Annotated in this window: 15 protein-coding genes; 11 read left to right on the forward strand and 4 right to left on the reverse strand. The window is 67.1% G+C overall.

Annotated features, from left to right (window positions below; all coding sequences use genetic code 11):
- Positions 1-18: 18 nt before the first annotated feature.
- The 4 genes from FSB78_RS04100 to FSB78_RS04115 form a co-directional block, all read right to left on the reverse strand.
- Positions 19-1,146, reverse strand: coding sequence for an acyl-CoA dehydrogenase family protein (locus FSB78_RS04100; protein ID WP_147080202.1), 1,128 nt, complete (start codon positions 1,144-1,146; stop codon positions 19-21).
- Positions 1,147-1,174: 28 nt separating this feature from the next.
- On the reverse strand, positions 1,175-1,441 hold the full coding sequence (locus FSB78_RS04105; RefSeq protein ID WP_147080204.1) for a hypothetical protein: 267 nt from the start codon (positions 1,439-1,441) through the stop codon (positions 1,175-1,177).
- A 65-nt stretch (positions 1,442-1,506) separates the two neighbouring features.
- On the reverse strand, positions 1,507-2,775 hold the full coding sequence (locus FSB78_RS04110) for an amidohydrolase family protein (RefSeq protein ID WP_147080206.1): 1,269 nt from the start codon (positions 2,773-2,775) through the stop codon (positions 1,507-1,509).
- A 203-nt stretch (positions 2,776-2,978) separates the two neighbouring features.
- Positions 2,979-3,761, reverse strand: a complete 783-nt coding sequence (locus FSB78_RS04115; RefSeq protein ID WP_147080208.1) for an IclR family transcriptional regulator — start codon at positions 3,759-3,761, stop codon at positions 2,979-2,981.
- A 151-nt stretch (positions 3,762-3,912) separates the two neighbouring features.
- On the opposite strand from FSB78_RS04115, the gene FSB78_RS04120 reads away from it, so the two are divergent.
- The 11 genes from FSB78_RS04120 to FSB78_RS04170 all read left to right on the forward strand — a co-directional run bounded on the left by FSB78_RS04120 (position 3,913) and on the right by FSB78_RS04170 (position 19,803).
- Entirely contained in the window at positions 3,913-5,475 is a 1,563-nt protein-coding gene (locus tag FSB78_RS04120; protein ID WP_147080210.1) for an acetate--CoA ligase, read from the forward strand.
- A 16-nt stretch (positions 5,476-5,491) separates the two neighbouring features.
- Positions 5,492-6,637 carry an FAS1-like dehydratase domain-containing protein gene (locus tag FSB78_RS04125; RefSeq protein ID WP_147080212.1) on the forward strand — a complete coding sequence of 382 codons (1,146 nt, stop codon included), beginning with the start codon at positions 5,492-5,494 and terminating at the stop codon, positions 6,635-6,637.
- A 123-nt stretch (positions 6,638-6,760) separates the two neighbouring features.
- Positions 6,761-7,975, forward strand: a complete 1,215-nt coding sequence (locus FSB78_RS04130) for a CaiB/BaiF CoA transferase family protein (RefSeq protein WP_147080214.1) — start codon at positions 6,761-6,763, stop codon at positions 7,973-7,975.
- Between the two features lie 85 nt (positions 7,976-8,060).
- The gene (locus FSB78_RS04135; protein ID WP_147080216.1) at positions 8,061-9,662 is read left to right on the forward strand and encodes a carboxyl transferase domain-containing protein; all 1,602 of its coding nucleotides are present in this window, start codon (positions 8,061-8,063) and stop codon (positions 9,660-9,662) included.
- Positions 9,663-9,765: 103 nt separating this feature from the next.
- A complete protein-coding gene (locus FSB78_RS04140) occupies positions 9,766-11,682 on the forward strand; it encodes an ATP-binding protein (protein WP_147080218.1) in 1,917 nt (638 codons plus the stop codon).
- A gap of 90 nt (positions 11,683-11,772) precedes the next feature.
- Positions 11,773-13,221 (forward strand): NAD-dependent succinate-semialdehyde dehydrogenase, encoded by a 1,449-nt coding sequence (locus FSB78_RS04145; RefSeq protein ID WP_147080220.1) that lies wholly within the window; start codon positions 11,773-11,775, stop codon positions 13,219-13,221.
- Positions 13,222-13,246: 25 nt separating this feature from the next.
- Entirely contained in the window at positions 13,247-14,008 is a 762-nt protein-coding gene (locus FSB78_RS04150) for an SDR family NAD(P)-dependent oxidoreductase (protein WP_147080222.1), read from the forward strand.
- An 18-nt stretch (positions 14,009-14,026) separates the two neighbouring features.
- Complete coding sequence (locus FSB78_RS04155) at positions 14,027-14,518, forward strand: YybH family protein (RefSeq protein ID WP_147080224.1); 492 nt, start codon at positions 14,027-14,029, stop codon at positions 14,516-14,518.
- A gap of 146 nt (positions 14,519-14,664) precedes the next feature.
- Positions 14,665-16,524 (forward strand): flavin-containing monooxygenase, encoded by a 1,860-nt coding sequence (locus FSB78_RS04160; protein WP_147080226.1) that lies wholly within the window; start codon positions 14,665-14,667, stop codon positions 16,522-16,524.
- Between the two features lie 70 nt (positions 16,525-16,594).
- Positions 16,595-17,968 (forward strand): aromatic ring-hydroxylating oxygenase subunit alpha, encoded by a 1,374-nt coding sequence (locus tag FSB78_RS04165; RefSeq protein WP_147080228.1) that lies wholly within the window; start codon positions 16,595-16,597, stop codon positions 17,966-17,968.
- Positions 17,965-19,803: a thiamine pyrophosphate-binding protein gene (locus tag FSB78_RS04170; protein WP_147080230.1), complete on the forward strand. Its 1,839-nt coding sequence runs from the start codon at positions 17,965-17,967 to the stop codon at positions 19,801-19,803. Before FSB78_RS04165 ends, FSB78_RS04170 begins: the two co-directional genes overlap by 4 nt.
- Positions 19,804-19,861: the final 58 nt, after the last annotated feature.

Raw genomic sequence — 19,861 nt, forward strand, 5'->3', positions numbered from 1 at the left:
AAGAGTCCTTCGGGACGGTTAGAGCGCGCGGGCGATGACCATCCGCTGGATGTCGGACGTGCCCTCGTAGATCTGGCAGACGCGGACATCGCGGTAGATCTTGGCGAGCCCGTATTCCTCGAGATAGCCATAGCCGCCGAGCGTCTGGATCGCGCCCGAGCACACCGTTTCGGCGATCTCCGACGCGACGAGCTTGGCCATCGATGCCTCGGTCAGGCAGGGCAGGCCGCCGTCCTTGAGGCTCGCGGCATGCAGGACGAGCTGACGGCTCGCCTCCAGCCTGGCGGCCAGGTCGGCGAGGCGGAATCCGACGGCCTGGTGCTCGATGATCGGCTTGCCCATCGAGCTGCGATCCTTGGCGTAGGCGACCGCGATTTCCAGCGCGGCCTGCGCCATGCCGACGCACTGCGCCGCGATGCCGATCCGACCGGCTTCCAGGTTGGACAGGGCCAGCCGGTAGCCGGCACCTTCCTCGCCGAACAGCAACGCGTCCTCGACGAACAGATCGTCGAAGCGGATCGCGCAGGTGTCGGACGCCGCCTGGCCCAGCTTGTGCTCGACCTTGTCGACGCGATAGCCGGCACGATCGGTCGGCACCAGGAACCCCGAGATGCCGCGCTTGCCTGCCGCCGGATCGGTTACCGCGAACACCATCGCCACGCCCGCGATATTGCCCGAGGTGATGAACTGCTTGGCACCGTTCAGCACCCAGCCGCCATCGACCCGCGTCGCCCGCGTGCGCATCGCGGCGGCATCCGACCCTGCATCGGTCTCGGTCAGCGCGAACGCGCCGATCATGCGACCCGCGATCAGGTCGGGAAGGAAGCGCGCTTTCTGTACGTCGCTGCCGTAGCGGAGGATGCCGGAGACGAGCAGGCTGTTCTGGATCGACACGATCGTCGACAGCGCGCCGTCGGCCGCGGCGAGTTCGATCAGCGCGAGCGCATAGGACACGTAATCCGCGCCCGCCCCGCCTGCCGCTTCCGGCGCGGTCATGCCCATCAGGCCCAGCCCGGCGAGTTCGCCGAACAGCCCGTCGGGGAAGCCGGCGGCGGCCTCGAACGCGGCGCTGTGCGGTCTGATCCGGTCCTGTGCGAACGCGCGCACGGTGTCGCGGATCGCGCTCTGGGTTTCGGTCAGCAGCATGGTGGGGGTTCCGTCACGGCGCGGCGCGTCAGCGCAGCGGCCTGCTCATCGCGTAGGGCAGGGTGGAGGAGGCGATCGACGACCGTCGTCCGCCCGGATGGACCACGGTCACGCGGCCGAGGCCCGGCGAGACGACCACGCCGATCATCTCGTCGACCCATTTGTGCAGCGCCGCCCGGCTCCATTCGAGTTCGCTGCCGTCGATCGTCGCGACCCCCGATGCCTCGAGTTCCTCCTCGAGCTCGATCACGCGGTCGGTGACGGCGCGCAACGTGTCGTCGGTGGCTTCGGTCATGGTCGTCCCTTCGCAAGTCCGTATGGCGGGCGGCACGAACGGACCGCCCGCCGAATAGTCGTGGATCAGAACGGCAAATTGTACATGCGCACCGCGTTGGTCTCGAGCACCTTCTTCTTGATGTCGTAGCTATAGCTGCCGAGCGACTTCTCGATATGCTTCTGGACGCCGGGATAGAGCGAGGTCGGGTGCGGAAAATCGGTCTCGAACATCATGTTGTCGTAGCCGATCGTTTCCAGCAGCAGCTTCGGGCCGATCGTCTCGAACCAGAAGGTGCCGAAGAAGTGATCGTGGAAATACTCCCACGGAGTCTTCTGCAGCACGCCGCCGGCGCGGTTGGGAAGCATCTCCTGGAACTGGTGTTCGAGCGCTTCGACGGCGAACGGAATCCAGCCCATGCCGCTCTCGATCAGCCCGATCTTCAGTCCGGGATGCTTGTCGAGGCGTCCGCTGACCATCCAGTTGCCGAGCGTCGCGACGTTGCCGATCGAGAACATCGTCGCCACCACCGACAGCGTCTGTTCGAACGCGAAGCCGTCCCAGGTCAGCGTCGTCGGGTCCATCGCAGCGTTCAAATGGAAGTTGATCGGCGTCTTGGTCTGGCTGCACAGGTCGAGGAAGTCGTCCCAGTAGCTCCGCATGTACGACGGCACGCCGACGCGCTCGGGCGTGTCGGGCAGCACGAAGCCCTTCAGCCCCATGTCGATGCACCGGCGCGCTTCCTTGTCGAGCGCGTCCTTGTCCCACAGGGGCAGATGCGCCATCGTGAACAGGCGGTCGCCCGAGACACGCTGCCGCTCGACCGCGGCATCGTTGTACATCTTGATGATCTCGACGGCGAGTTCGTTGTCGCCCAGCGACATCAGCGAACCGGCCTGGGTCACGCCCGAATTATGGTAGCAGATCTGCGCATAGACGCCCATGTCGTCCATCGCCTGCAGCCGCGGCTTCACCTCGTGGCCGCCGGGATGCGATTCATCCAGCGTCGGGAAGGCGAGGCGGCCGAGCAGCTTGTTGTTGTCCTTGCCGATGACGTTGCCGCCCATCGAACCGAAGTCGCGGTCGCCGACGAACCAGCGGTCGACGTCGTTGACGCGGCGCACCACCGGCACCCGGTCCTTGAACTTCGCGGGCGCCTGCGACGTGAACAGATCGGGCGCTTCGGTCAGGTGCGTGTCGGTGTCGACGATCTTGATTCCGGCCAATGCTTCGTCGAGTCCGCCGGACTGCGACGCATAGTCCACCTGGCGGATCACGCCGCCGCGTGTATAGCCTTCCGCCGACCAGTATTTCCGCGCATCGCTCGCGAGATCCTTGGTATCGTTGTCCGCCATGGCTTCCTCCATCCAATCGCTTGCCCGGGTTCCCGCGGCACCTCGGCACGCGGTCACGGCAATGCATCGGCGATCGGCATACGCGGTTTGAACGGCGGGTATCCACCCCGGGCGGAGGGGCGAGGGGCAAAGTCCGCCCCGGCGATACCCACGCCGCCGGACCCGCGTCGCGGGCCTTGCGACGCGATGACGCGACGGGGTCGTCAGTCGGTCGCGGGGCCGTCGCTCAACTGGCGCGTCAGCGCACGCGCGCCGGCAAGAACCGCGTTGCACAATGCCGGCAGTCCGCGACGGTGCAGGGCGTTGCCGAGACCGGTCGCGACGAGCGCATGCGTCGGCGCGCCGGGCGCCTGCCACACAGGCGCGGCGACCACCGTGACCCCCGCGATGTAGTTCCCCTCGTCGATCGCATAGCCACGTACGCGCGTCTGCTCGACCTCGGCCAGCCAGCGGTCGAACGGCGGCGGATCGTCCCAGCGCAGCGTGTGGAAGCGGCGTTCGAGCTCGGCTGGCGCAAAGTCGGCGAATGCCGCGTTGCAGCGGCCGGTGGCGCTGATCAGCACCGGAAAGCGGCTGCCCACCTGGGTGCTCAGCTGGAAACTGTGCCCGGACTGCGCGACGCCAACGACCACCATATGGTCGAGACCGACGACCTGCACGCCGATCATCGTGACCTCGAACTGGTCGCAGAGCCTGTCGAGCATCGGTTGCGCGAGATCGGCGAAGCGACTGCGGCGCAGCCATTGTCGCGCGAGCGTCAGCACGCCGGCGTCGAGCGCGTAACGCTTGGTCGCCGCGTCGAACAGGACGAGCTCCTCGGCCACCAGCGCGCGGAGCACGTACAGGCAGGTGCTCGGCACCAGGGTCAGTTCCCGCGCGATCGCATGCACGCCGAGCGGAGCGTCGCTCTTGCCGAGCAGCCGCAGGATCGCCGCGGCACGCGCGATCGCGGGCGCCCTGCTGGCCGTCGTGTCTGCCGTGCCCATGACCGCCCGTCCCGTTCCGCATCGCCCATGCGATATCACTGCCGTTCAATATAGAGAACAATGTTCGATATATACAACAAAATTGCGGGCGTGACATAAGCTCGTCACCGCGATGGCAGGACGTCCGCGGCGGAGAGTGGCGAGCGCGACCATGAAGCTGACCGATTTCACGCGATATGCCGATGCCGTGGCGCATGCCGACCGGGACGCACCCTGGGCGCTGTTCGACGGGGATCGCGACGATCTGAACATCGCGCACGAATGCATCACCCGGCATGCCGTCGGCGACGGTCGCGCCGCGGTTCGCATCGCGCATGCCGATGGTCGCGACGAGGTACTGACGTTCGATGCGATCGCGGCCGGCGCAGCGCAGTTCGCGCACTGGCTCGACGCCAACGACGTGCATCCAGGCGACCGCATCGCCTTCATGCTCGAACCGTCCCTGCCATTCTATGTCTGCCTGTTCGGCGCGATGCAGACCGGCGCCATCAGCGTCCCGCTGTTCACGCTGTTCGGGCCCGATGCGCTGCGCCTGCGCGTCGACGACTGCAAGCCGGCTTTGCTCATCACCAATCGCGAGAAGGCACCGATGGCACGCGAGATCGACGGCCTGCGGGTGATCGTCGCCGATGACGGCCTGCTCGACGAGATCGCGCGATACCCTGCGACCTATGCGTCGAAGACGAAGGCGAACGATCTCGCGGTGTTCCAGTACACGTCGGGCACGACGCGCGAATTGCCCGAGGCGGTGAAGCACACGCACCGCGCGCTGGTGACGCTCATGTTCGCCGCGCTCTACGGCACTGGCATCCGTCCGGGCGACCAGTTCTTCTGCCCATCTTCCCCGGCCTGGGGGCACGGGCTGTGGCATGGCACGCTCGCGCCGCTGGGGCTGGGCGTTTCGACCGGTACGTTCGCCGGGCGGTTCGACGCGACGCGCCTGATGAAGGCGCTGCAGGACCACCGGATCACCAACATGTCCGCCGCGGCGACGCATTACCGGATGATGCGCAACGCCGGCACCGCGAGCGACTTCGCGTTCGCGATCGAGAAGCTGTCCTATACCGGCGAGCCGATCGACCCGGCGACGCTGGAGTTCATCGAGCGCACCTTCCACGTCCCGGCCTGCAGCATGTACGGCACGACCGAGATCGGTGTGGTGCTGGTCAACTTCCCCGGCGCGGACGATTTCGCGGTCAAGCCGGGATCGCTTGGCAAGGCGGTGCCGGGGCAGCGCCTGCGGGTCCAGGCGCCGGACGGGTCGCCCTCGCCGGTCGGCGAAATCGGCGAGCTGATGCTGTGGCGCCGCGATTGCTGGGAGACGACCAAGGACCTCGCGAAGATCGATGCCGACGGTTATTTCTACCACTGCGGTCGCGCCGACGACGTGATCATCTCCGCCGGCTGGACGATGAGTGCGGTCGAGATCGAGAACACGATGCTCAAGCATCGCGACGTCCGGGAATGCGCGGTGATCGGCGCACCCGATGCGACGCGCGGGCTGGTGGTGAAGGCGTTCGTCGTCTCCGACCGGCTGCCGAGCCCCGAATTCGTCCGCGAGTTGCAGGACTTCACCAAGCAGCGGCTCGCCGCGCACGAATTTCCCCGGATCGTCGAATTCACCGACGAACTGCCCAAGACTCCCGCCGGCAAGGTGCATCGCAAGGTCCTGCGCGACCGCGAGGCGGCTGCCGCGCTGGCCAGCACGCATTGATACAGGAGAAGATCGAATGGCGACCGTAATGGAAAAGACCGAGAACCGTTTCCCGAAGATCACCGAGGAGGGTCTGGACGACCTGCGCAAGCGCATCGGCGTCAAGATCGAGAACACGGTGGAGCCATGGAACTACGAGGCATCGCGCGACGCGATCCGCCATTACGCGCACGGCATCGGCGACGACAATCCGCTCTGGTGCGATCCCGCCTATGCGAAGACGACGCGCTATGGCGACGTCGTCGCGCTACCGAGCTTCCTGTTCACGACCAGCCGGATCATCTCGGGCTATTGCGGCGGCTTGTCGGGCGTCCACGCGATGTGGGCGGGCGCCGACTGGACCTGGCACAAGCCGGTCCTGCGCAACGACACGATCCGCACCGAGGCGTATCTGAAGGACCTGGTCGAGCATCAGACCAGGTTCGCCGGGCGCAGCTTCCAGCAGATCTATCACGTCGATTTCTTCAACCAGTCGGGCGACAAGGTTGCCGAGGGCGATAGCTGGGTGTTCCGCACCGATCGCGACGAGGCGCGCGAGCGCGGCACCAAATACACCGAGGCGCGCGGCCGCGTCGAGCAGTATACCGAGGAGGAACTGGCCGAGTTCACGCGGTTGTACCAGGCCGAGGAAATCCGCGGCGCGACTCCCCGCTACTGGGAGGACGTCAGCGTCGGCGACGCGCTGCCGCGCATGATGAAGGGCCCGATGACCGTCACCGGCTTCATCTGCTACGCGCAAGGCTGGGGCGGGCTCTATATCCGCGCCAACAAGCTCGCCAACCAGATGCAGCAGGCGCATCCGGGGCTCGGCATCCGCAACCGCTTCAACGTGCCGGACTGCCCCGAGCGGGTGCACTGGGACGAGGCGTTCGCGCTCGAGGTCGGCGCGCCGGGCGCGTATGACTATGGTCCGGAGCGGTGTTCCTGGCTGACGCACCACGTCACCAACTGGATCGGCGACGACGGCTTCCTGACCAAGTCGAAATGCCAGATCCGCCGCCACAATCCCGATGGCGACGCGATGTACATCGACGGCTCGGTGATCCGCAAGTTCGAGGAGGGCGGCAGGAAGTTCATCGAGATCCAGCAGCAGGCGACGACCCATCGCGGCGAGGTCTCGGCGTTCGGCAGCGCGATCGCGGAACTGCCGAGCAGGGCGTGATCGCAGCATAAGGCATCCGCCCCCCTCCCTCGCGTCTCCGCCTCCCCCGACAGGGGCAGGAGCGGACCGTGCGGAAGGGGGGGCGTGCTTCGATAAGCTCAGTCCGAACGGTATCTTGCGATAATGACCGATCCCGATCCCGCCCCCTGGCCCGGCCCGCTGGCCGGCGTGCGCGTCCTCGATTTCACGCGCGTCCTGGCCGGGCCGTCGGCGGCGCTCGCGCTGGCCGATCTCGGGGCCGAGGTGATCAAGGTCGAACCGCCGGGCATCGGCGACGAGACCCGCGGCTTCCCGCCGCACCGCGACGGGACGAGCCACTATTTCCTCAGCGTCAATCGCGGCAAGAAGAGCATCGTCATCGATCTCAAGACGCCGGCCGGCGTCGCGCTCGCCCGTGATCTCGCGGCTAAATGCGACATCCTGGTCGAGAATTACCGCCCCGGCGTGATGGACCGGCTGGGGCTTGGCTATGCCACGCTGTCGGCGCTGAACCCGGGCCTCATCTATTGCGCGATCTCGGGGTACGGGATGACCGGTCCGCTGCGCGATCGACCATCGTTCGACATCGTGTTGCAGGCGATGTCGGGCGCGCTCAGCGTCAACGGCGAACCCGGCGGGCTGCCGACCAAGATGGGCATTCCGCTGGGCGACCTGGTTGGCGGGATCAACGGGCCGATCGGGATCCTTGCCGCCCTGTATGAGCGCAGCCGGACGGGGAAGGGGCGGCTGATCGACATCAGCCTGATGGACGGGCTCACCAACCTGCTCGGCTATGTCGCGCAGCTCGCCTTCTTCACCGGCGAGGATCCGACCCCGCAAGGCTCGCAGCACCCCAACCTCGTCCCCTACGGCATATTTCCGGCACGCGACGGGGGGATCGTGGTCGCCTGCCTGACCAACGCGTTCTGGACGCGGATCTGCGCGGCGCTCGGGATGCTCGAGCTGGTCACCGACGCGCGCTTCGCGACGATCGAGCAGCGCCGCGACCACCGGGCCGAGGTCAACGCCGTGCTCTCGACCTTCACCTCGGCGCATACGGTCGCCGAACTGGTCGCGATCTTCACGGCGCACCAGGTACCCCATGCCCCGATCCTGGGCGTGACCGAAGCGCTCGCGCAGCCCCAGACCGTGGCGCGCGAAATGGTCGTCGAGGTCGAGCACAAGACGCTCGGGACGATCCCGATCGTCAATCGCCCGATCCGCTACGTCGACGCGGAACAACCGCTGCCGACCGCGCCGCCCGTGCTGGGCGAACATACCGACGACGTGCTCGCCGATGTTCTCGGCCTGTCCGCACTCGCCATCGACGCGCTGCGCAGGGACAAGATCGTCGCCTGATGTACCGGACCGGTCGAACGGCGGCGTCCCCTGCGCGTCGCACGACGCAGCGCCACGCCGCGCAGAACCAGGATAAGGACTCCGCATGAGCGCTCCCGTGCTCGATACCCGATTGTCTGCCGACAGCGAGACGTTCCGCGCCAACGCCGCATACAATTGCAGCCTAGCCGCGACGCTGCGCGCCGACGTCGCCCGCACGGCGCTCGGCGGCAACGCGCAAGCGCGCGCGCGTCACACCGGCCGTGGCAAGCTGCTGCCGCGCGACCGGGTCGCGCGCCTGCTCGACCCCGGCTCGGCGTTCCTCGAGATCGGGCAGCTCGCCGCCAATGGCCTGTACGACGACGAAGTCCCCGGCGCCGGCGTGATCGCCGGGATCGGCCGCGTCTCGGGGCGCCAGTGCATGATCCTGTGCAACGACGCGACGGTGAAGGGCGGGACCTATTACCCGCTCACGGTGAAGAAGCATCTGCGCGCGCAGGAGATCGCCGAGCAAAACCATCTGCCCTGCATCTACCTGGTCGACAGCGGCGGCGCGAACCTGCCGCACCAGGCAGACGTCTTCCCGGACCGCGATCATTTCGGGCGGATCTTCTTCAACCAGGCGCAGATGTCGGCCAGGGGCATCCCCCAGATCGCCTGCGTGATGGGCAGCTGCACCGCCGGCGGGGCCTATGTGCCCGCGATGTCCGACGAGACGATCATCGTGCGCGGGCAGGGAACGATCTTCCTCGCCGGGCCGCCGCTGGTCAAGGCGGCGACCGGCGAGGTTATCTCCGCGGAGGAACTCGGCGGCGCGGACACGCACGGTCGCAAGTCCGGCGTGGTCGATCATGTCGCCGAGAATGACGACCATGCGCTGACCATCGTCCGCGACATCGTGTCGACCCTGCCGCAGCAGGTCTCCGCTCCCGTCAACCTGCGGGCACCGCGCGCGCCGAAATTCGACGCCGACGACCTGTACGGCATCGTCCCGGCCGACGTGCGCGCGCCGTACGACGTGCACGAAGTGATCGCTCGAATCGTCGATGCCTCCGAATTCCACGAATTCAAGGCGTTGTACGGCACGACGCTGGTCTGCGGCTTTGCCCATATCTGGGGTCAGCCCGTCGCGATCCTCGCCAATAACGGGGTGCTGTTCAGCGAAAGCGCGCAAAAGGGCGCGCATTTCATCGAGCTCGCATGCCAGCGGCGAGTCCCCTTGCTGTTCCTGCAGAACATTTCGGGCTTCATGGTGGGCGGGAGATACGAGGCCGAAGGGATCGCCAAGCACGGCGCGAAGCTCGTCACGGCGGTCGCCACCGCGACCGTGCCGAAGATCACCGTGCTGATCGGCGGCAGCTTTGGCGCCGGAAACTACGGCATGTGCGGCCGCGCCTATTCGCCCCGCTTCCTGTTCGCATGGCCGAACAGCCGGATCAGCGTGATGGGCGGCGAGCAGGCTGCGTCCGTGCTCGCCACGGTCCACCGCGATGCCGACAGCTGGACGCCCGACCAGTCCGAAGCCTTCAAGGCACCGGTTCGCCGGAAATACGAGGACGAGGGCAACCCCTGGTACGCCACCGCGCGGCTGTGGGACGACGGCATCATCGACCCCGCGCAGACCCGCGACGTGCTCGGCCTCGCGCTGGCCGCCACGCTCAACGCGCCGATCCCCGAACGCCCCGCGTTCGGCGTCTTCCGGATGTGACGATGCTGCCTTCCACCGAAGAGCGGGGCCCTGCGCCGACCCGACACCGCCCCGACGGTCACGGCGGTCACGGCGGTCGTCCCTCATCACAGGGCACATCCCGATGATCGAATCGCTCCTGATCGTAAACCGCGGCGAGATCGCCTGCCGGATCATCCGCACCGCCCGCGCGATGGGGATCCGCACGATCGCGGTCTATTCGGACGCCGACGCGACCGCGCTCCACGTACGCGATGCCGACCAGGCCGTGCATATCGGCCCGGGCCCGGCGCGCCAAAGCTATCTGGTCGGCGAGGCCATCATCGCCGCGGCGCGCGACACCGGAGCCCAGGCCATCCACCCAGGCTACGGCTTCCTCAGCGAGAACGCCGACTTCGCGCAATCGGTGCTCGACGCAGGGCTGGTCTGGGTCGGTCCGCGCCCCGACAGTATCCGCGCCATGGGTTTGAAGGACGCGGCGAAGGCGCGCATGATCGCCGCGGGCGTTCCCGTCACGCCCGGCTATCTCGGTGCGGATCAGTCACCCGAACGCCTCGCCTCGGCGGCGGCGGACATCGGCTATCCCGTCCTCATCAAGGCGGTCGCGGGCGGGGGCGGGAAGGGCATGCGGCGCGTCGATACGCCCGCCGAATTCGCCGACGCGCTCGCGTCCTGCCAGCGCGAGGCGGCGTCGTCGTTCGGCAACACCGCGGTGCTGCTCGAGAAATATATCCTCTCGCCCCGCCATATCGAGGTGCAGGTCTTCGGCGACACCCAGGGCACCATCGTCCACCTCTTCGAACGCGATTGCTCGCTGCAGCGCCGTCACCAGAAAGTGATCGAGGAGGCGCCTGCGCCCGGCATGGACGATGCGAGCCGCGCCGCGATCTGCGCTGCCGCGGTGAAGGCAGCGAAGGCGGTCGATTATGTGGGCGCCGGCACGATCGAATTCATCGCCGATGCCAGCGATGGCCTGCGCGCCGACCGGATCTGGTTCATGGAGATGAACACGCGGTTGCAGGTCGAGCATCCCGTGACCGAGGCGATCACCGGCATCGATCTGGTGGAGTGGCAGCTCCGCGTCGCCAGTGGCGAACCGTTGCCCATGCGGCAGGACGAGTTGCGCATCACCGGTTGGGCGATCGAGGCGCGGCTCTATGCGGAGAACCCCGCCACGGGGTTCCTCCCGTCGATCGGGCGCCTCGATCACTTCGCCTTGCCGACCGAACTTCGCATCGAGACCGGCGTCGCCGCGGGCGGCGAGGTCAGCGCGTTCTACGATCCGATGATCGCCAAGCTGATCGTTCACCGCGCCGATCGGGCCGACGCGATCGATCGATTGAAGCAGGCGTGTGAGCGCGTCGAATGTGCGCCCGTCCACACGAACGCCTGGTTTCTGGCGCGATTGCTGGCTGCCCCGGGCTATGCGGCCGGCACCGCGACGACCGCGTTCATCGCCGATCATCTCGACACGCTCGCGGACGACCCCGAGCCGAGCCCGGCGCTGTTGCAGGCTGCCGGCGACGCGCTCGTCGCACGCCATTCTTCCGGCGGCGGCGCGTCGCGAATGCCTGCCGGGCTTCGCGGGTTTCGGCTGAATGCGGATCGCGTGAACCGGATCGAACTGGTGGCGGACGGCAAACCCTACACCGTCGCGCTGAGCCAGCCGGGTGCAGGCCTTTATGCGAGCCGGGACCGGCCGGGCGTGTCGATCGACGAGGACGGCCACGTCACCGCGTTCGAACTCGGGCAGAGCTTTTCGATCCGGGTGCCACGCGTCGAGGGCGCGGCGTCCGGCCCCGCCACCGACGGCGTGATCCTTGCGCCGATGCCGGGCCGGATCATCGCGGTCGACGTGGTCGCGGGCGCGATTGTGACGAAGGGCCAGAAGATCGTGACGCTGGAGGCGATGAAGATGGAGCATTCGCTGACTGCGCCGTTCGACGGCGTCGTCGCCGACCTTGCCGCAGCGGTTGGCGGGCAGGTCGCCGAGGGGACGAGGCTGGCCAGGATAGAGCGGAGCGAGCCACCCGCCGCCTAACCGCGCCGGCGATACCTCGTAAGGTCGATTGACCTGGCAAATCGCACCCCGCAAAACCCCGACGATCGATCCGACGAAAGTTATTTCCGCATGTCTCTCATCCTGTCCGATCCGGCGCTGTTGCGCGGGCAATGCTATGTCGATGGCAGTTGGGTCGGAGAGGGCGCGATCGCGGTCGACGATCCTGCGAGCGGCGAGACGCTCGGCCTGGTGCCGTCGCTCGGCGAGGCCGAGACCGATGCGGCGATCGCGGCCGCCGAAGCGGCGCTGCCAGCGTGGCGCGCGAGGACTGCCGGCGACCGCGCGCGGATCCTCAGGCGATGGTTCGACCTGATGATGGCGGCACAGGACGATCTCGCGATGATCCTGACACGCGAACAGGGCAAGCCGCTGGCCGAGGCAAAGGGCGAGATCGCCTATGCCGCGGCCTTCCTCGAATGGTTCGGCGAGGAGGCGAAGCGTGTCTATGGCGAGGTGATCCCGAGCCACCGCACCGACAGTCGCATCATCGTCCTCAAACAACCCGTCGGCGTGGTCGCGGCGATCACGCCGTGGAACTTCCCCGCGGCGATGATCACGCGAAAGGTTGCGCCGGCGCTCGCGGCAGGCTGCACGATGGTGTTGAAGCCCGCGACGCAGACCCCGCTATCGGCACTGGCGCTCGCCGTGCTCGCGGAGCGGGCAGGGGTGCCGAAGGGCGTCTTCAACGTCGTGACCGGGTCCTCGCGCGTGATCGGCGCGGCGCTGACGGGCAGTGCCGTCGTGCGCAAGCTGAGCTTCACCGGCTCGACCGAGGTCGGCCGGACGTTGATGGCACAGTGCGCGCCGACCATGAAGAAGCTGTCGATGGAACTGGGCGGGAACGCGCCGTTCATCGTCTTCGCCGATGCCGATCTCGATGCCGCGGTCGAGGGCGCGATGGCATCGAAATACCGAAATTCCGGCCAGACCTGCGTCTGCGTCAATCGTATCCTCGTCCAGCGCAACGTGGCCGATGCGTTCGAGGCGAAGCTCAAGGCCGCCGTCGACAGGCTGAAGGTCGGGCCGGGCACGCAGGCGGGCGTGATGCAGGGCCCGTTGATCGACGCCAACGCGGTGGCGAAGGTCGAGGAGCATATCGCCGACGCGCTGGCCAAGGGCGGACGGCTGGTCACGGGCGGCAAGCGCTCGGGGCTCGGCCATAGTTTCTTCGATCCGACGATCGTGAGCGGCTGTACCCCGGACATGGCGTTGGCGCACGAGGAGACGTTCGGGCCGCTGGCCTCGATCTTCCTCTTCGACACCGAGGACGAGGCGATCGCGCTGGCCAACGACAGCGAGGTCGGGCTGGCCGCCTATTTCTACACGCGCGACCTGGCGCGGACGTGGCGCGTCGGCGAGGCGCTGGAGGTCGGCATCGTCGGGATCAATACCGGGATCATCTCGACCGAGGTCGCGCCGTTCGGCGGGATCAAGCAATCGGGCATGGGGCGCGAAGGGTCGCGGCACGGGATCGAGGATTATCTCGAGCTAAAATATCTTTGCATGGCGGGGATGTGACCCGTCCTTCGGACAGGAATCGACCATGGACTTGAACGGCGTAGCGGCGATCGTCACCGGCGGGGCATCGGGCCTCGGCAATGCCACCGCGACCATGTTGGCGGCGGCGGGCGCGAAGGTCGCGATCTTCGATCTCAACGAAGACGTCGGCGCACGCGCGGCGCAGACGATCGGCGGTGCGTTCTTCAAGGTCAATGTCGCGGACGATGCCAGCGTCAGCGATGCGATCGCGGCGGCGCAGGCGGTGCACGGGCCGGCGCGCGTGCTGGTCAATTGCGCCGGGGTCGCGCCGGCGATCCGCATCGTCAACAAGGAGGGGCAGCCGCACCCGCTCGACGCGTTCCGCAAGACGGTCGAGGTCAACCTGATCGGCACCTTCAACATGATCTCGAAATTCGCCGCGGCGCTGATCGCTGCGGGGATCGAGGGCGAGGAAGCGGGGGTCGTCGTCAACACCGCCTCGGTCGCTGCGTATGACGGACAGATCGGGCAGGCTGCCTATGCGTCGTCGAAGGGCGGGGTGGTCGGGCTTACGCTGCCCGCCGCGCGCGATCTCGCACAGCACCGCATCCGCGTGGTGACGATCGCGCCGGGCATCTTCCTCACCCCCATGCTGATGGGCCTGCCGCAGGCGGCACAGGACTCGCTCGGCACGCAGGTGCCGCACCCGAGCCGGCTGGGGAAGCCCGAGGAATATGCGCAGATGGTCGCCGCGATCGTCGCCAACCCGATGCTCAACGGCGAAGTGATCCGGCTCGACGGCGCGATCCGCATGGCGCCCCGCTGACCTGTTGGGAGTAGGACGATGACCGATTTCGTGACGGCCGATTGCGGCATCCGGCAGCTGCACGCGCGCTTCGCCGACGCGGTATGGCGGCAGGATGCCACGAGCTTCGCCGACTGTTTCGCGCCCGACGGCGTCTGGAAGATCGCCGGCATGGTGCTCATCGGCCGCGACGAGATCGGCAGGGCGTGCGGACCGCTGCTGGGGCGGTGCGAGCGGATCCAGCTGGTCACCGGACAGCCGATCCTCGAGGTCGGCGACGGGTCGGCGATCGGACGGTTGCAGATGACCGAGTTCGCCAAGAAGCGCGACGGCACCACGGCCCTGACGTTCGGGACCTATCATGACCGCTATGTCGAGCATGACGGGGCGTGGTGCTTCGCGTGGCGGCACTGGACGATGGCCTATCACGGCCCGGTCGACATGAGCGGCCCCTATGTCACGCCGCCGGACTACGGTGCGTTTCCCGGGATGCCCGAGGCGGACGAGCCAACCTACGTGCGTCCGGCATAGGTCGTCCGCGCCGCCAATCCATCGCTCTGGCGGATTCGGCATGCCGGGCGCGCATGGTGCTGGACAGGTCTGCCCGACGGCGCGCATCCCGGTGTGTAATAGACAGGCCTGTTGACTAGAACGGCGGGCCATACCGAGGAGCGGATATGACCTGCCTGCCAACGCAGACGCCATCGGCCGACGAGATCGACATCGCTGCGCTCAAGGCGAAATATGCGCACGAGCGCGACAAGCGCATCCGGACCGAGGGGCAGGAGCAATATGCCCGCCCGACCGGCGACGTGATCGAGGATTACGTCACCGATCCGCACATGCCCGTCACCCCGCGCGACGCCATCAGCGAGGAGATCGACGTCGTCGTGCTCGGCGCGGGCTGGTCGGGGATCATGGCCGCGTACAATCTGGTCAAGCAGGGGATGACCGATTTCCGCATCGTCGACACCGCCGGCGACTTTGGCGGGGTGTGGTACTGGAACCGCTATCCGGGCATCCAATGCGACAACGAATCCTACATCTATCTGCCGCTGCTCGAAGAGACCGGCTTCATGCCGTCGCGCAAGTTCGCCGACGGCCGGGAGATCCAGCGCTATGCGCGCAGTATCGCCGAGACGTTCGGCTTCGCGGACAAGGCCCTCTTCCATACCCAGACCAGGGGATTGCGCTGGGACGCGGAGATCGACCGCTGGCGGGTGACGACCAATCGCGGCGACGACCTTCGCGCGCGCTTCGTGATCGTGGCGAGCGGCGTACTCAACATGCCCAAGCTACCCGCCGTGTCGGGGATGGACCGGTTCAACGGCAGGATGTTCCACAGCGCACGCTGGGACTATGGCTATACCGGCGGGTCGTACGAGAACCCGGTGCTCGACCGGCTCGCCGACAAGCGCGTCGCCATCGTCGGAACGGGCGCCACCGCGATCCAGATCGTCCCGTACCTCGCGCGCTACGCCAAGAAGCTCTACGTCGTGCAGCGAACCCCCTCCAGCGTCGACGAGCGGCCCAACCCGCCGACCGATCCCGACTGGGCCGCCGGGCTGCCGGCAGGGTGGCAGCGAGCGCGCCAGGCCAATTTCCACCGCGCCGCGATGGAAGCGTTCCATCCGGGCGACGAGGACCTGATCTGCGACATCTGGACCGAGATCAGCCGCAATCTCGCCGCGGAAATGGCAGCGGAGGGCTGGCCCGCGCTGACGCCGGAACAGTTCATGGCGAAGCGCGACGTGGTCGAGTTCCGCGTGATGGAGCGGCTGCGGAGGCGGGTCGACGATCTCGTCGAGGATCCGGCAACGGCGGAGGCGCTCAAGCCCTATTACCGCTTCCTGTGCAAACGCCCGCTGTCGAGCGACGAATATTACCCGGCGTTCAACAGGCCCAATGTCGAGCTGGTCGATGTCTCGCTGACCAAGGGTCTGGAGGCGATGACCGAGAAGGGCTTCGTCGCCAACGGCAAGGACTATGAGGTCGACTGCATCATCTTCGCCAGCGGGTTCGAGGTGACGAGCGATCTCGAGCGGCGCTGGGGGATCGATGTGATCCAGGGCCGCGACGGCGCGTCGATCTACGACCATTGGCGCGACGGGCCGCGGACGTTCCACGGCGTCATGACCGCGGGTTTCCCCAACCAGTTCTACATGGGCTACATCCAGGGCGGGCTGAACGCCTCGGTCACCGAGCAGAACGGGCGGCAGGGCTATCACATCGCGCACATCATTGCCGAAGCCCTGAAACGCGGCACGCCGGTCGTCGAGCCGACCCAGACCGCGATGGACGCCTATGTCGCGCATTTCGAGGGGAACGAGATCGACACGTCGGCCTTCTCCCGCGAGTGCACGCCGAGCTATTTCAACAACGAGGGCGAGGGTGACGGGAAAGCCAAATGGCGATTGTTCCGCGCCTATGCGCCCGGCTGGGATGCGTTCCAGACGCTGCTGACGGTCTGGCGCGACCAGGGCGATATGGAGGGGCTTTCGTTGCGCGCGCCCGTCGCTGGATCGCACGGGCGGTGATTGCCTCCTCGGGGTGGACTTCGAGGGGTGATTTTCGAACAACCGGGGACGCGACAGAAGGACAGCAACCGTGAACAAGCCGGTCAGTATCGCCGTCGAGGACCTTGCCCAGCCGTTGACCTACGGCGTCGCACCGTTCCTCTCCCCGGACTATGCGCGCGCGGAAAAGGACAGGCTCTGGCCGCGGGTATGGCAACTCGCCGAGCGGGTCGAGGACTTCAGGGACGTGGGCGATTTTGTCACCTACAACGTCGCCGACGAGTCGATCATCATCATCAAGACGGGCGAGGACAGCTACAACGCGTTCCATAACGTCTGTCCGCATCGCGGTCGGCAGCTGGTCGACACGCCCGACGGCGTCCACAGCGTGCGCGGCAATCGACGCAACTTCGTCTGCGGCTTCCACGGCTGGACCTTCGATACCGAGGGCAACAACGTCTACATCCTCGACCAGGACGACTGGAAGGGCGCGCTGACGCCGGACCGGACGTGCCTGAGCCGCGTGCGGGTCGACAGCTGGGGTGGCTGGGTATGGATCAACATGGAGCCCGAGGGCGAGACGCTGACCGCGTTCCTCGAGCGCGCAGGCGAGGTGCTGACGCATTTCGAGCTCGACAAGATGCGCTACAAATGGCGCCAATGGGCGGTCTATCCGTGCAACTGGAAGACCGCGATCGAGGCGTTCATGGAGCCGTACCATGTCGCCGGCACGCATACGCAGCTGCTCGATTACGGCGATTACTATGCCTACAGCGTCGCCTACGACAAGCACAGCGTCAGCGGGTTCGACCAGAAGGGTCTCGCTGCCAAGATGAGCCAGGGCGGCTCGGTGTCCCGCGCGGGCAAGGGCAATGATCCGCGCGTCTCGACCTATGCGCTGGCGCGCGAGAACTACGAGACGCTCAACTATACCGGGTCGAGCGACACGCTGGTCGCGGCGGCCAAGCGGCTGGTCGAGGAACTGCCCGAGGGAACGCCCGCGGGCGAGGTGATCGCGCACTGGATGAAATCGGCCAAGGCCGACGATGCCGCCCGCGGCGTCGTCTGGCCCGAAATCCCCGCCGACATCATGGCCGAGGCGGGGCTGGCCTGGAGCCTGTTCCCCAACATCACCATCCTGCAGGGCGTGACCTTCGCGCTATGCTATCGCACGCGGCCGTACGGCGACGATCCCGACAAGTGCATCTTCGAAGCCTACGCGCTCGAACGCTTTCCCGACGGCGCGGCGCCGGCGACCGAATGGCGCGAATGCGACCCGACCGCCGAGCAATGGGGCGCCGTGCTGGCACAGGACTTCGCCAACATGGAGTGGGTGCAGAAGGGCATGAAGTCGCGCGGCTTCCGCGGCACGCTGCCCAACCCGCACCAGGAGCGCAAGATCACCAATTTCCACCGCAATCTGGCCAAGTTCATGGGAACGGGCGAACCGAGGTTATTGAAATGAGCTACGACGACCCGAAGCCCAAGCCCAGCGCACAGCCGATTTCGCTGCTGCCGGGTCAGGCCGCGCCGACCAATACGGCGACGTCCGAGATCTCGCTGAAGGCGGGCGGCACGCCGGTCTACAAGCGGATCCTCGATCTGTTCGAGGCGGAGGGGATCAGGACGCTGTTCGGCATTCCCGATCCGAACTTCGTCCATCTCTGCCTGGAGGCGGAGGCGCGCGGCTGGACCGTCGTGTCACCGCATCACGAGGCGGCGGCCGGCTTCATGGCCGAGGCGGCGTCGCGCATCACCGGCAAGCCGGCCTTGTGCTTCGGCACGCTCGGGCCCGGTCTCGCGAACATGATGCCCGCGATCCAGTGCTGCAAGGTCGAGAACTCGCCGGTGATCTTCCTGGGCGGTCAGCGCGCACGCGTCACGGAGCGGCGCGTGCGCCGCGGCCGTATCCAGTTCGTGCGGCAGGAGCCGATGATCGAGGATTCGGTCAAATATTCGGGCGCGATCGAATATGCCGACCAGACCGACGAAGTGATCCGCGAGGCGATCCGCGTCGCGATGTCGGGCACGCCGGGGCCGACCTATGTCGAATATCCCAGCCACATCATCCTCGAAGAACTCGACGTGCCGGACGTCCTGCCGCCGCACCGTTATCGCCTGACGAACCAGGGCGCGGACGGCGACCGGATCAGGGAGGCGGCCGAACTGATCCTGGCGGCGAAGCATCCGATCCTGCTGGTCGGGCATGCCGTCTACACGTCGCAGTCGGGCGCGAAGGTCAGGGAACTCGCCGAGCTGATGAACTGCCCGGTGATCCAGACCTCGGGCGGGACGAGCTATATCGAGGGGCTGGAGGACCGCACGTTCCAGTACGTCTTCTCCGATGCGTCGATCGTCGCGGTCGAGGAATCGGATTGCGTCGTGGCGCTCGGCACCGAGCTCGGCGAGCCGGTGCATTTCGGGCGCTGGCGGCACTGGCATGCGGGCGAGGCCACCCGCAAGTGGATCTACGTCCAGCAGGACCCGACCGCGATCGGCGTCAACCGCCCGGTCGACGTGCCCCTGGTCGGCGACCTGCGCGCCGTAATCCCTCAGCTCAGCCGGGCGCTGGGCAAGGGCCGGCCGGCCGACGACGATCTCGCCAAGTTCATGCGCGACGGCCAGGCCGAACTCGACCAGCTGGCCGAGGAAACGCTGAGCAAGAGCGACGGGTCGGGCAATGTCGGCGTCCACACCTCGCGCTTCATCGTCGAGACGACCAGGGCGTTTCCGAAGGGCGGGATCATGATCCGCGACGGCGGGGCCTCTGTGATCTTCGGCTGGACCTATAACCAGTGCAAGCCGAACGACGTGATCTGGAACCAGAATTATGGGCATATCGGCACCGGCCTGCCGTATGCGACCGGCGCGATGCTCGCCGACATTGCCGAGACCGGCGAGACGCGGCCGGGAATGCTGGTGACATCGGACTCGTCGTTCCTGTTCCATATCGGCGAGCTGGAAGTGGCGGTGCGTCGCAACCTGCCGCTGGTCTGCGTGGTCGCGGTCGATTTCCAGTGGGGGCTCGAGGTCGGCGTCTACAAGCGGACCTTCGGGCAGGGCACTGCCGAGACCGGAACGCACTGGAGCAACAAGGTGCGCTTCGACAAGATCGCGGAAGGGTTGGGCGCGTACGGGCAGTTCGTCCAGACGGCGGACGAGATCGGCCCGGCGATCGAACGCGCCTATGCGCATGGCGGCCCGGCAGTGATCCACGTCCCGATCGACCCCAAGGCCAATTCGGAAGAGATGCCGAAATACGACAAGTTCCGGACGTGGTACGCCGAAGGGACGCAGTAAGTCACGACAGGCGGCGCCCGGACGACCGGGTACCGACCCCATAGAGGCGCCAAGCCCG

Source organism: Sphingomonas ginsenosidivorax, from assembly GCF_007995065.1.
GTDB classification, from domain to species: domain Bacteria; phylum Pseudomonadota; class Alphaproteobacteria; order Sphingomonadales; family Sphingomonadaceae; genus Sphingomonas; species Sphingomonas ginsenosidivorax.